Source organism: Streptomyces djakartensis (assembly GCF_014651075.1).
Lineage (GTDB): Bacteria > Actinomycetota > Actinomycetes > Streptomycetales > Streptomycetaceae > Streptomyces > Streptomyces djakartensis.
In genome coordinates, this window is sequence record NZ_BMWE01000035.1 from 34,948 (window position 1) to 47,718 (window position 12,771).

The following is a 12,771-nucleotide window of genomic DNA, read 5'->3' on the forward strand; positions in this document are numbered from 1 at the left end:
GTCAGGCTTGCCTGGGCGGGGTCATCGCCCAGCGGATGGTCCGGGTCAGGGCGTGGCCGGTGGGGCGTACGGCGAAATCCTCGACGACCGGGACCCGGGGCAGCCACAGCATGCCGCGCGCCCAGGAGGGGAGCAGGGTGACCGCGTTGGCGGCCAGCCCGCCGTAGAAGGGGCGGGCCGGAAGGGGCAGGGGAGGCCGGAGCAGCAGGAAGCGGGCGGCGGCCCGGGCTTCGGGCGTGGCGCGCAGTTCGGGACGGTAGGCGGTCAGGCGCTCGGACAGTTCGCGGCGGTTGCGCGGTGGATCGGTCACTCCGAGCGCCTCGGCGACGCGCGCGGTGTCGGCGACGTAGGCGTCGTAGCCGGCGGTGTCCAGCGGCCGGGCCCCGTAGCGTGCGTGGGCGCGCAGGAAGCTGTCCGTCTCGGCGGCGTGCACCCAGCCGAGCAGGTGCGGATCGGCCGCGCGGTACGGCACGCCCCCGGTGGTCGTCCCGCGGATCCGTTCGTGGATGCCGCGGACGTGGTCGACCGCCCGCTGGGCGTCCTCGGCGGTGCCGTACGTCGTGACGGCCAGGAAGGTGCTGGTGCGCTGCAAGCGGCCCCAGGGGTCACCGCGGTAACCGGAGTGCCCGGCGACCGCGGCCATCGCGAGCGGGTGCAGGGACTGCAGCAGCAGCGCGGTCAGCCCGCCGATGAACATCGAGGCGTCACCGTGGACCGTGCGGATCGGGCGGTCCGGGCCGAACCAGCGCGGGCCGGGCGTGTGGTGGATGCGGTCACGGGTCGCCGGTCCGCCGGGTCCGGCGACGCGGCGGAACAGGGCGCGGCCCAGTTGTTCCCGGACATCGGTCAGCACGGTCGGCCTCCCTTCCCCTGGTGTCCAGTGTCCGGCATCCCCCGGGCGTTCCCGGCATACCCGGCCCGCCTGCGGCGACGACAGGAACCCGGCCGCCCGACAGACCCGCCGCGCCCCGCACGACGGACAGCCGGCGCCGGGCTCCGGCACGGACACCCACCACCCCGGCACTCCTCCCCCGGCTGCCGACCGGCTTGCCCCGAGCCGCGTGACGGACTCCCGGCATCAAAGTCCGGCTCGAACATCCGCCCTCACCACCCGGCTGCCGGCCATCCGCGCACCCGCCGCGAGCCGCACATGCCCCGGCCGCGGGCGCCCGGAACCGGCTGCGAACACAACAACCGGCACACTTGCCGCGCGTCGCTTGACGGACTCCCGGCATCAAGATCCGGCTCGAACATCCGCCCTCACCACCCGGCTGCCGACCGTCCGCGCACCCGCCGCGAGCCGCACATGCCCCGGCCGCGGGCGCCCGGAACCGGCTCCGAACACAACAACCGGCACACTTGCCGCGCGTCGCTTGACGGACTCCCGGCGTCAGGGGCCCGGCCGGTACGCCGCCTGGTCGGCCCGGCCGCCGGCACCGAGTGGGCCGGTGTACCGGAGCGGGCCCTCGGTCTCCAGGCGGGGCAGTTCGCGGCGGGCCACGCGCAGCACCACAGGCGGCAGGGCCGGGCGCACCGGCTGGAGGAGCCGCAGCCAGGCAGGCGCGTACACGGCCGTGCGGCGGCGCTCCATGCCGCGCACCAGGCGGGCGGCGACCACGCCGACGGGATACACCCGGCGGGCCGGGGGTGGCATGTGGGTGCGCAGCTCGCGCAGGACCGCGTACCGGTCGGCGTCGCGGATCATCTCGGTGTCGGTCCAGTTGAGGTAGGCGATGCCGACGCCGACGCCCCGGTGCGCCACCTCGGCCCGCAGGGAGTGCGCGAAGGCCTCGACTCCCGCCTTGGAGGCGCAGTAGGCGCTCATCAGCGGGGCGGCGCCGAGCGACGCCAGGGAGGCGATCTGGAGGAAGTAGCCCGCCGTGCCGAACAGGTCCGGCAGGAACGCCCGCGCGGTGTGGGCACTGCCGGTGAGGTTGACGTCGATCACGCGGCGCCAGGCGGCCGGGTCCGAAACGAGGAACGCGCCGCCCTCGGCGATGCCGGCGTTCGCGACCACCACCGACGGGCGCCCGAGCCCGGCCCGCACGGTGCGCGCCGCGGCCTCCAGCGCGGTGAGGTCGGTGACGTCGGCCTCCACGGCCAGCGCCGGGCCCGGCAGGGACGCGGCGACCGCGTCCAGGCCGGCCTTCTCGTGGCCGAGCAGCGCCACCCGGGCGCCGCGCCGGGCGACCTCGCCGGCCAGGGCCGCGCCCACGCCGCGGGCGGCTCCGGTGATGACGACCGTGCGCTCGGCGAGCGGGCTGCTGCGCATGGGATGCCCTTCCTTGCCCCGACTCGAAAATCAGCGCCTGGTTCCGGTGCGGTCGCGGCGGGCCAGGACGCGCTGGGCGCCGGCGAGGCCGGGGGGCCGGTGGCGGCGCAGTGCGGCCCGGGCGGCGTTGGCGCCGGGCGCGCCGTGCACCCCGCCGCCCGGGTGGGCCCCGGAGGAGGCGAGGAACAGGCCGGGTACGGGGGTCTCCGGCCGGCCGGTGCCCGGCAGGGGACGGAAGGCGAGCTGCTGGTGGATCGCCGTGGTTCCGCCGTTGATCGCGCCGCCGGCCAGGTTGCCGTCGAGCGCCTCGATGGCCGGGGGCGCGAGAATGCGGCGGCCGCGGATCAGGGCACGGAAGCCCGGAGCGAAGCGTTCCACCTGGCGTTCGACGCGGTCCGCCATGAGTTCCTGGTCCTTGGTGTCCCAGTTCCCGGTGATGCCCTCGTCGGCGGCGTCGGCGCGGATGTCGTGGGGGATGTGGGTGTAGGCCCAGGCCGATTCGGTGCCCTGCGGGGAGCGGGTGGCGTCGGAGGTGGTCATCTGACCGAAGATCACAAACGGGCGGTCCGGGACCTGCCGCATGGCGATCTGGGCGGCGAAGCGGGTGAGCTCGTCCATGCCGTCGGCGAGGTGCACGGTTCCGGCCCGGGCCGCCTGCTCGGCCTGCCAGGGCACCGGGCCGTCGAGCGCCCAGTCGACCTTGAAGGTGGCGAAGTCCCACTGGAAGCGCCGCAGGTCGTCGAGGGTCTGCGCGGGCAGGTGCTCGGGGGCGACCAGTTCGCCGTACAGGACGGGCACGGACACGTCCGCGAGGACCGCCCGGCGCGCCCGCACCGCGTCACCGGCCGCCGTGCGCACACCCAGGGCCCGCCCGCCCCGGACGACGACCTCCTCGACGCGCTGTCCGCACCGCACCCGCCCGCCCCGGCTCTCCAGGCGCCGTACCAGGGCGGAGGTCAGCTCGCCGGAGCCGCCGGCCGGGACCGGGAAGCCGTACGTCTGCCCCAGCATCGCCATCAGCCAGCCGAAGCCTCCGCTGCCCGCGGACTCGGGGGCGAGGTCGGCGTGCAGCGCGTTGCCTGCCAGCAGCAGCCGTCCTCCCTCGCCGCGGAACTCCTCCTCCCCCATGCGGCGCACCGGCAGCATCAGGGAACGGGCCATGCGCAGACCGCCCGCCGCCCGCAACCGCAGCGCGAGCCGGGCCCCCGCGCGGACCGGTGGGAACGGGGTGAACAGGGCGTCCAGGAGGTCGGGACGCAGGTTCTCCCACACCTCGTGCAGTCGCTGCCAGGCGGCTCCGTCGCCCGGTTCGAAGGTGTCGAGGGAGGCGGCGGTGGTGTCGATGTTCCGGTCCAGGAGGGCGCAGCTGCCGTCGGTGAGGGGGTGCGCCAGCACGCTGGGCGCGTGGCTCCACCGCAGTCCGTGCTCCTCGGGGCGGAGCGCGGCCAGGACGGGCGAGGCGGCGGCGAGGGGATAGAACGAGCTGAACAGGTCGTTGACGAAGCCGGGATCGACGCCCCGGTCGTGGCGCACGGCGCCGCCGGGCTCGGGCTGTTCCTCCAGCACCTCGACGCTCCACCCGGCGTCCGCGAGCAGGTTGGCGGCGACCAGGCCGTTGGGGCCGGCGCCGATCACGACGGCGTCAGGCATGGCTGGGTCCGTCGGCGCGGGAACCCACCGTCACCTGGCCCAGGGCGCGGGAGGCGCCTCCCGCGTTCCGGGGCTCGTCCTCGCACAGCCTGGCGAGCCGGCCCAGCATGGTGCGGTGGCGCAGCTGGATCAGCGCCTCGAAGCCGGCGTTGTGCAACCGGCCGCCGGCCCCCTGCAGGGGGTGCTCGTCGACGATCACCAGGCAGTGCTCGCCCCACGGCCGCAGCTCGATCGCGATGCGCGCCGTGCCCAGCACGCCGGCCTTGGCCTCCAGCTCCAGACGGGTGCCTGCCTCGCAGTGGCGGACCACCGTCTCGTTGTCCAGGTGCACCGGACCGAGCGGGATCCGGTACCGGATCGCCGCGTTCTTGTGCGGCCACTGTCCGCGCACCGGGTGGGACTCCGAGGTGCCCACCACCCACTCGCCGTAGCGGGTGCCGTCGGCCAGGACGTCCCACACGGCGCTCGGGCTGACTCGGATCAGGCGATGGCGTACGGCCACGGGTACCTCCTGCTGCCTCGACCGGTTCGTGCGTCGCCCTGCCGAGTGCCCCGGCGTCACCCGTTCAACAGCACGACCCTGTGCGTTCAAGCTGTGCACTCACCGATCCTCCCGAAGTTTTCCCGGCTTTACCTCTTGACGGCCCGGAGGGGGTGGAGCACATTGGCGGCACCTTGAGAGCGCTCTCAACCATCCACTCCCGAGAGGCTTCCCCACATGAGTGACACCTCCGGCAGACCTCGTACCCGGCGTCCCGTCCGCCGGGCGCTGGTCGCCGTCGTCAGCACGCTCGGCCTCGCCGTCTCGGCCGCCGCGGTCGCCTCCCCGTCCGCGAGCGCCTCCGCTCCGACGCCCCCGCCGGGCTGGACACAGGTGTTCGTCGACGACTTCGACGGCCCGGCGGGCAGCGGCGTCAACACGTCCGACTGGCGGTACGCGACCGGCAAGGGCTACCCCGGCGGCCCCGCCAACTGGGGTACCGGCGAGATCGAGACGATGACGAGCAGCACGGACAACGTCTCCCTCGACGGCAGCGGCAACCTGCGCATCACCCCGCGGCGCGACGGCGCGGGCAACTGGACCTCCGGCCGCATCGAGACCAACCGCGCCGACTTCCAGCCCCCGGCCGGCGGCAAGCTCCGCGTCGAGTCCCGCATCCAGGTGCCGAACGTCACCGGAGCCGCCGCCAAGGGCTACTGGCCGGCGTTCTGGATGCTGGGCTCCCCCTACCGCGGCGACTACTGGAACTGGCCGGCCGTCGGCGAGCTGGACATCATGGAGAACACCCAGGGCCAGAACACGGTGTTCGCGACGATGCACTGCGGCACCTCACCGGGCGGCCCCTGCGACGAGACCAGCGGCATCGGCAGTTCGACCCCCTGCGCGGGCACCACCTGCCAGGCCGGCTTCCACAGGTACCGGATGGAGTGGGACCGCTCGACGAGCGTCGAGGAGATCCGCTTCTACCTCGACGACGTCAACTACCACACGGTGCGCGCCGACCAGGTGGACGCTACGACCTGGCGGAACGCCACGGACCACGGCTTCTTCATCATCCTGAACGTCGCGATGGGCGGCGGCTTCCCGGACGCCTTCGGCGGCGGGCCGGACGCCGGGACGCAGGCAGGCCATCCGATGGTCGTCGACTACGTCCAGGTGCTGTCGTCCGGCGGTGGCACCACGCCCCCGCCGACCGGTGGGCGTGACGCCTACTCCACCATCCAGGCCGAGTCCTACGACGGCCAGTCCGGGGTGAGCACCGAGGCGACGTCCGACTCCGGCGGCGGGCAGAACGTCGGCTCACTGGCGAACGGTGACTGGCTGCAGTTCAAGGGCGTCGACTTCGGCTCCACGGCGGCCCGGCAGTTCAGCGCCCGGGTCGCGAGCGGCGCGGCGGGCGGCGTCAGCGGGCTGGTCGAGGTGCGGCTGGACAGCAGGAGCAACGCGCCCGTCGGGAGTTTCGCGGTGGGCAACACCGGCGGCTGGCAGTCGTGGCGGACCGTCCCCGCGAACATCAGCTCCGTGACGGGCAGGCACGACGTGTATCTGACCTTCACCAGCGGCCAGCCGGCGGACTTCGTCAACGTCAACTGGTTCACCTTCGGGCACTGACCCGGACAGCGGCAAGGGGCTCCACGCGCGCGTGGAGCCCCTTGCCGCTGTCCGGGTCGCCCTCAGCGCAGTTCCGCCCGGAACGCGGCGGGCGTCCGGTCCGTGTGCTGGTGGAAGAACTTGGAGAAGTTCGCCGCGTCGGGGAATCCGACCGCCGCGCCGACCCGGCCGATCGGCAGATCGGTGTGGGCGAGGAGCCGTTCGGCCTCGAGGACGACGCGCTTGTCGATGAAGGCCTTGGGGGTGTCGCCGGTCGCGGCGCGGACCGCGCGGACCAGGGTGCGGCGGGAGTATCCGAGCGCGTCGGCGTAGGCGCTGACGCTGTGGTTGGTGGCGAAGTCCCGCTCCACCGCGTCCCGGAACAGGGTGAACGTGGAGTCCGAGCGCTCCCGTACGGATCGCGCGCTCGCGGCCAGGTGGGCGAGCCGCAGCAGGAACGCGGTCAGTGAGTGGCGCAGGACGGCGGTGTGCAGGCTGAGCGGGAGGGTGGCCGTGTCCTCGTACTCGTCCTGGAGCCGGGCGAGTGAGTTCCGCAGACCGGTGAGCCCGGCCGCGTCGGGTCGCAGCAGCGGCGGCAGGTCGTAGCGGTAGAGGCCGGTGGCCTCCACCGTCGAGCGCGGCAGGAAGCCCGGCTGCATGGTCAGCACCGTTCCGCGGTACTCGCTGCTCGGTGAGAACCGGTGGACCTGCCCCGGGCGGATCCACAACAGGTCCCCGGCCGTGGCCTCGTACTCGGTGAAGTCGACCATGTGCCGGACCGGGCCCTCGCCGAAGAGCATCACGACATGGAAGTCGATGCGGTGGACACGCTCCAGGGGTGCGTCCGCGTGCCAGGTGTGGCCGGTGCCCATCGGGCCGATCTGCATGCCGACGCCGCCGACGCTCAGCTCGACCGGGAAGGGGAAGGTTCTGATCCCGTCGCCGCCTTGGATGCCTCTGTCCGCACTGTTCACCATGCACCCCTCGTACCGCCCCGTTCGCGCGCCGCGCCGCGGCCGGGTGTCCCACTTTCACCACAGGCTGACACAGGGCGACCTTCCACCGATTAAGTCAGACTTTTAGTTTTGAACGCGTCAGACCAGCCACTCCGCTCCTATCGAGGACTTCCTGAAGATGAGCACGCAGACAGCGGACAGCTTCGAATGGACCGATCTCGACCGGCGTGCCGTCGACACCGCTCGGCTGCTGGCGGCGGATGCCGTCCAGCGGGTCGGGAACGGCCATCCCGGCACGGCGATGAGCCTGGCACCGGCCGCCTACACGATCTTCCAGAAGGTGATGCGGCACGATCCCGCCGACCCCGAGTGGGCCGGCCGTGACCGCTTCGTCCTCTCCCCCGGGCACACCTCGCTGACCCTCTACACGCAGCTCTACCTCGCGGGGTACGAGCTGGAACTGGACGACCTGAAGGCTTTCCGCACACACGGCTCCAAGACGCCCGGCCACCCCGAGTACGGGCACACGGCCGGCGTGGAGACCACGACGGGTCCGCTCGGCCAGGGCGTCGCGAACGCGGTCGGCATGGCGATGGCCGCCCGTTACGAACGCGGCCTGTTCGACCCGGAGGCCCCCGAGGGCGAGTCGCCCTTCGACCACACGATCTGGGCGATCGTCTCCGACGGCGACCTCCAGGAGGGCGTCTGTGCCGAGGCCTCCTCGCTGGCCGGCCACCAGAAGCTCGGCAACCTGGTCCTCCTCTACGACGACAACCACATCTCCATCGAGGGCGACACGGCGACCGCGTTCTCCGAGGACGTGCTGAAGCGGTACGAGGCGTACGGCTGGCACGTGCAGCGCATCGAGCCGCAGGAGGACGGCGACATCGACGTGCGCGCGCTGTACGCGGCGCTGACGGCGGCGCGGGCCGAGACCGGACGCCCCTCGATCATCGCGACGCGCACCATCATCGCCTGGCCCGCCCCGAACGCGCGGAACACCGAGGCCTCCCACGGCTCGGCGCTCGGCGAGGACGAGGTCGCCGCCACCAAGCGCGTCCTCGGCTTCGACCCGGAGAAGTCCTTCGAGGTCGCCGAGGAGGTGCTGGCGCACACCCGCACGGCCCTGGACCGGGGCGCCGAGGCGCACGCCGCCTGGGACAAGCGGATCGCCGCCTGGCGCGGCGAGCACCCCGAGCGCGCCGTCACCTTCGACCGGGTCAGCAAGGGCGAACTGCCCGAGGGCTGGGAGGACGTCCTGCCCGTGTTCGAGCTCGGCAAGGCCGTCGCCACGCGTGCCGCGTCCGGCAAGGTGCTCCAGGCCCTCGGCGCGGTGGTACCCGAACTGTGGGGCGGCTCGGCGGACCTGGCCGGCTCCAACAACACCACGATCGACAAGACCAGCTCCTTCCTCCCGGCCGGCAACCCGCTGCCGGAGGCCGACCCGTACGGCCGTACCGTCCACTTCGGCATCCGCGAGTTCTCCATGGCCGCGGAGATGAACGGCATCGCGCTGCACGGCAACACCCGGATCTACGGCGGCACGTTCCTGGTGTTCTCCGACTACATGCGCAACGCCGTCCGGATGTCGGCCCTGATGCAGCTGCCGGTGACGTACGTGTGGACGCACGACTCGATCGGCCTGGGCGAGGACGGCCCGACCCACCAGCCGGTGGAGCACCTGGCCGCGCTGCGGGCCATTCCGGGCCTGAACGTCGTGCGTCCGGCCGACGCCAACGAGACCGCGATCGCCTGGGCCGAGATCCTGCGGCGGCACTCCTTGGACCCGGCACCGCACGGTCTGGCGCTCACCCGCCAGGGCGTCCCGGCGTACCAGCCGAACCAGGCGGCGGCGAAGGGCGGCTACATCCTTCAGGAGTCGTCCACCATGACCCCCGAGGTGATCCTCGTCGCCACCGGCTCCGAGGTGCAGCTCGCCGTCGCCGCCCGGGAGCGGCTGGAGGCGGAGGGGGTCGGCACCCGGGTGGTGTCGATGCCGTCCGTGGAGTGGTTCGAGGAGCAGCCGCGCGAGTACCGCGAGCGCGTGCTGCCGCCGTCCGTGAAGGCCAGGGTCGCGGTGGAGGCCGGGATCGGCCTGACCTGGCACCGCTTCGTGGGGGACGCGGGACGCGTCGTCTCCCTGGAGCACTTCGGTGCCTCCGCCGACGCGAAGACCCTGTTCGCCGAGTACGGCTTCACCCCCGAGCACGTCGTCGCCGCCGCCCGCGAGTCCCTCGCCGCCGCGCGTGGCTGATCCGACCGCCCGAAAGAAGATGATCCCTGTGACCGAAGCGACCGCGAGCGCGGGAGCACTGAAGCGCCTGTCCGACGAGCGCGTGTCGATCTGGCTCGACGACCTCTCGCGCCGGCGGACCGAGTCCGCCGAGCTGGCCGGGCTCGTCGCCGGCGGGAACGTCGTCGGCGTCACCACCGACCCGTCCGTCTTCCACGCGCGGCCGGCCTACGAGGCGTACGAGGAGGTCTTCGGCGGGGCACTCCGGCAGGCTCTGGGCGGCGCCCGCGCGAACCGGCAGCGCCCCCTTTGGGCCTCCACCGGTGTGAAGGACCCCGCCTGCAAGGACACCCTGTACGTGGAGGAACCGGTCGCTCCCGGCACGGTCAGCACCATGCCGGAGGCCACGCTGAACGCCGTCGCCGACCACGGTGACGTCCACGGCGACACCGTCACCGGCGGTTGTGCCCAGGCGCGCGCCGACCTGGCGGCCGTCGAACGGCTCGGCATCGCATACGACGAGGTGGTGCGGCAACTGGAGAACGAGGGCGTGGCCGAGTTCGAGGTGACCTGGCAGGACCTGCTGGACGCGGTCACCAAGTCCTTGAACAGCAAGGGAGTTGACGCGGAATGAGCGAGGGCATCCAGGGCATCCCTCAGACGGCCGAGCAGGAGACCATCGGGAGCAAGGAGGACAAGGAAGCCCGGGCGGCGCAGGAGGCGGCCGGGGTGGAGCAGACCGGGGTGAGCGGCCGGGCGGCCCCGCGCGCGGTGCACGGCGACGCCGACTTCACCAATCCCCTGCGCGACCCGCGCGACCGGCGGCTGCCCAGGATCGCGGGCCCGTCCGGGCTCGTCATCTTCGGCGTGACCGGTGACCTGTCCCGCAAGAAGCTGATGCCGGCCGTGTACGACCTGGCCAACCGCGGCCTGCTGCCGCCGGGCTTCTCGCTGGTGGGCTTCGCCCGCCGGGACTGGGAGGACCAGGACTTCGCGCAGGTGGTGCACGACGCGGTGCGCGAGCACGCCCGGACCCCGTTCCGCGAGGAGGTCTGGCAGCAGCTCGCCGAGGGCATGCGGTTCATCCCGGGTGACTTCGACGACGACACGGCGTTCAAGCAGCTGCGCTCCGCCGTCGAGGAGCTGGACGCCTCCCGGGGCACCAGCGGCAACTACGCCTTCTATCTCTCGGTGCCGCCGAAGTTCTTCCCGAAGGTCGTGCAGCAGCTGAAGAAGCACGGGCTGGCGCACGCCGCCGAGGGCTCCTGGCGCCGCGCGGTCATCGAGAAGCCGTTCGGGCACGACCTCGACAGCGCCTGCGAGCTGAACGCGATCGTGCACGACGTGTTCGACCCCGAGCAGGTCTTCCGCATCGACCACTACCTCGGCAAGGAGACCGTTCAGAACATCCTGGCGCTGCGCTTCGCCAACACGATGTTCGAACCGATCTGGAACCGGTCGTACGTCGACCACGTGCAGATCACGATGGCCGAGGACATCGGCATCGGCGGCCGGGCCGGCTACTACGACGGCATCGGCGCCGCCCGCGACGTCATCCAGAACCACCTCCTGCAGCTGATGGCGCTCACCGCCATGGAGGAGCCCGCGGCCTTCGACGCGGCGTCGCTGCTCGCCGAGAAGCTGAAGGTGCTCAAGGCCGTGCGGCTGCCGCAGGACCTGGGCCGGCACACCGTGCGCGGTCAGTACGCGGCGGCCTGGCAGGGCGGCACCAAGGTGAACGGCTACCTGGAGGAGGAGGGCATCGACCAGGCCTCCACGACCGACACGTACGCCGCGGTCAAGCTCCAGGTCGACAACCGCCGCTGGGCGGGTGTCCCGTTCTACCTGCGCACCGGCAAGCGGCTCGGCCGCCGGGTGACGGAGATCGCGGTGGTGTTCCAGCGGGCCCCGCACTCCCCCTTCGACTCCACGGCGACCGAGGAGCTGGGCCAGAACGCGATCGTCATCCGCGTCCAGCCGGACGAGGGCATGACGGTCCGGTTCGGCTCCAAGGTGCCGGGCACGTCGATGGAGATACGGGACGTGACGATGGACTTCGCCTACGGCGAGTCGTTCACCGAAACGAGCCCCGAGGCGTACGAACGGCTGATCCTCGATGTCCTCCTGGGCGACGCCAACCTGTTCCCCCGTCACCAGGAAGTGGAAGAGTCCTGGAAGATCCTCGACCCGATCGAGCAGTACTGGGCCACGCACGGCAGGCCCGCGCAGTACGCCTCGGGCAGCTGGGGACCCGCGGAAGCCGACGAGATGCTCGCACGAGACGGACGGAGCTGGCGCAGGCCATGAAGATCGACCTGACCGACACCACGGCAAGCAAGATCAACAAGGCGCTGGTGCAGGGACGCCGCGCCATCGGCACACCCGCCGTGGGCATGGTCCTGACGATGGTGATCGTCACGGACGAGGAGAACGCCTACGACGCGATCAAGGCCTCCGAGGAGGCCTCGCACGAGCACCCCTCGCGCACCCTGGTCGTCATCAAGCGGCAGGCCCGCACCCCGCGCGACCGGCAGTCCTCCCGGCTGGACGCGGAGGTCCGGGTGGGCGCCGACGCGGGCACCGGTGAGACGGTGATCCTGCGGACCTACGGCGAGGTCTCCGACCACGCCGACTCGGTGGTGCTGCCGCTGCTGCTGCCGGACGCGCCGGTGGTGGTGTGGTGGCCGGTGGAGGCCCCGGAGGTGCCCTCCAAGGACCCGCTCGGGGCGCTGGCCCAGCGGCGGATCACCGACCTGTACGCCGTCGAGAACCCCCTGGAGACCCTCCGGGCCCGGGTCCGCTCCTACGCGCCCGGTGACACCGACCTCGCGTGGACCCGGCTGACGCCGTGGCGTTCCATGCTGGCGGCGGCGCTGGACCAGGCCCGGGCGAAGGTGACCTCGGCGGCCGTGGAGGCCGAGGCCGAGAACCCGGCCGCCGAGTTGCTGGCCCGCTGGCTGGAGGCCCGGCTGCACGTCCGGGTCGACCGCGTGGTCACCGCCGGGCCGGTGGTGACGGCCGTGCGCCTGGGCACGGAGCAGGGCGAGATCGTCATCGACCGCCCCGAGGGCCCGGTGGCCACCCTCACCCTGCCGGACCAGCCGCCCCGCACCCTCGCGCTGAAGGTCCGCGCCACCTCCGAACTCATCGCCGAGGAGCTGCGGCGCCTCGACGCCGACGAGATGTACGCCATCGCCCTGAACGGCGAGGCGACAGAGGAGACCCCCACTCATGTCTGACTCCCCCTGGCTCACGCGGCGCCCCGAGTGGACCGCGCTGGAGGACCACCGCACGGACGCCCTGCCGCAGCCGGACCTGCGTGAGCTGTTCGACGCGGACCCGGGACGCGCCGAGCGCTACGTCATCCACGTGGGCGATCTGCGCATCGACTACTCCAAGCACCTGGTCACCGACGAGACGCTGGCCCTGCTCCAGGAGCTGGCCGCCGCCACGGACGTGTTCGGGCTGCGGGACGCCATGTTCCGCGGTGAGCGGATCAACACCACCGAGAACCGCGCGGTGCTGCACACCGCGCTGCGGGCGCCCCGGGACGCGGTGATCGAGGTCG

10 protein-coding genes and 1 pseudogene are annotated in these 12,771 nt (G+C 72.7%); 6 read left to right on the top strand and 5 right to left on the bottom strand.

The window, feature by feature from the left end; genetic code table 11:
- Position 1: 1 nt before the first annotated feature.
- The 4 genes from IE212_RS33250 to IE212_RS33265 form a co-directional block, all read right to left on the bottom strand.
- The gene (locus IE212_RS33250; RefSeq protein ID WP_190201713.1) at positions 2–853 is read right to left on the bottom strand and encodes an oxygenase MpaB family protein; all 852 of its coding nucleotides are present in this window, start codon (positions 851–853) and stop codon (positions 2–4) included.
- Positions 854–1,390: 537 nt separating this feature from the next.
- Positions 1,391–2,272 carry an SDR family oxidoreductase gene (locus tag IE212_RS33255; RefSeq protein ID WP_190201714.1) on the bottom strand — a complete coding sequence of 294 codons (882 nt, stop codon included), beginning with the start codon at positions 2,270–2,272 and terminating at the stop codon, positions 1,391–1,393.
- Between the two features lie 30 nt (positions 2,273–2,302).
- A complete protein-coding gene (locus IE212_RS33260) occupies positions 2,303–3,922 on the bottom strand; it encodes a phytoene desaturase family protein (protein ID WP_190201715.1) in 1,620 nt (539 codons plus the stop codon).
- On the bottom strand, positions 3,915–4,424 hold the full coding sequence (locus IE212_RS33265; RefSeq protein ID WP_190201716.1) for an SRPBCC family protein: 510 nt from the start codon (positions 4,422–4,424) through the stop codon (positions 3,915–3,917). Before IE212_RS33265 ends, IE212_RS33260 begins: the two co-directional genes overlap by 8 nt.
- A gap of 216 nt (positions 4,425–4,640) precedes the next feature.
- Between IE212_RS33265 and IE212_RS33270 the strand changes: the two genes are divergently transcribed.
- Positions 4,641–6,035 carry a glycoside hydrolase family 16 protein gene (locus IE212_RS33270; RefSeq protein WP_190201717.1) on the top strand — a complete coding sequence of 465 codons (1,395 nt, stop codon included), beginning with the start codon at positions 4,641–4,643 and terminating at the stop codon, positions 6,033–6,035.
- 62 nt (positions 6,036–6,097) lie between these two features.
- On the opposite strand, the gene IE212_RS33275 is transcribed toward IE212_RS33270, so the two are convergent.
- Entirely contained in the window at positions 6,098–6,991 is an 894-nt protein-coding gene (locus IE212_RS33275; RefSeq protein ID WP_190201718.1) for a helix-turn-helix domain-containing protein, read from the bottom strand.
- Between the two features lie 157 nt (positions 6,992–7,148).
- Between IE212_RS33275 and tkt the strand changes: the two genes are divergently transcribed.
- The 5 genes and pseudogenes from tkt to IE212_RS33300 all read left to right on the top strand — a co-directional run.
- Complete coding sequence (tkt, locus tag IE212_RS33280) at positions 7,149–9,224, top strand: transketolase (protein WP_190201719.1); 2,076 nt, start codon at positions 7,149–7,151, stop codon at positions 9,222–9,224.
- Between the two features lie 196 nt (positions 9,225–9,420).
- Positions 9,421–9,837, top strand: a pseudogene (locus IE212_RS33285) (transaldolase family protein); the annotation flags it as partial.
- Complete coding sequence (gene zwf, locus IE212_RS33290) at positions 9,834–11,510, top strand: glucose-6-phosphate dehydrogenase (RefSeq protein WP_229864692.1); 1,677 nt, start codon at positions 9,834–9,836, stop codon at positions 11,508–11,510. The pseudogene IE212_RS33285 and the gene zwf, both read left to right, overlap by 4 nt.
- On the top strand, positions 11,507–12,442 hold the full coding sequence (opcA, locus tag IE212_RS33295) for a glucose-6-phosphate dehydrogenase assembly protein OpcA (protein ID WP_190201721.1): 936 nt from the start codon (positions 11,507–11,509) through the stop codon (positions 12,440–12,442). Before zwf ends, opcA begins: the two co-directional genes overlap by 4 nt.
- Positions 12,435–12,771 (top strand): phosphoglucose isomerase-related protein (locus IE212_RS33300; protein WP_506005140.1); only part of this gene is annotated, 337 nt, incomplete at its 3' end. The genes opcA and IE212_RS33300, both read left to right, overlap by 8 nt.

What these genes read in the sequence shown, in the direction of transcription:
- IE212_RS33255 (WP_190201714.1), bottom strand. Translation starts at nt 2,272, where the DNA reads ATGCGCAGCAGCCCGCTCGCCGAGCGCACGGTCGTCATCACCGGAGCC.
- IE212_RS33260 (WP_190201715.1), bottom strand. Translation starts at nt 3,922, where the DNA reads ATGCCTGACGCCGTCGTGATCGGCGCCGGCCCCAACGGCCTGGTCGCC.
- IE212_RS33270 (WP_190201717.1), top strand. Translation starts at nt 4,641, where the DNA reads ATGAGTGACACCTCCGGCAGACCTCGTACCCGGCGTCCCGTCCGCCGG.
- IE212_RS33275 (WP_190201718.1), bottom strand. Translation starts at nt 6,991, where the DNA reads ATGGTGAACAGTGCGGACAGAGGCATCCAAGGCGGCGACGGGATCAGA.
- tkt (WP_190201719.1), top strand. Translation starts at nt 7,149, where the DNA reads ATGAGCACGCAGACAGCGGACAGCTTCGAATGGACCGATCTCGACCGG.
- zwf (WP_229864692.1), top strand. Translation starts at nt 9,834, where the DNA reads ATGAGCGAGGGCATCCAGGGCATCCCTCAGACGGCCGAGCAGGAGACC.
- opcA (WP_190201721.1), top strand. Translation starts at nt 11,507, where the DNA reads ATGAAGATCGACCTGACCGACACCACGGCAAGCAAGATCAACAAGGCG.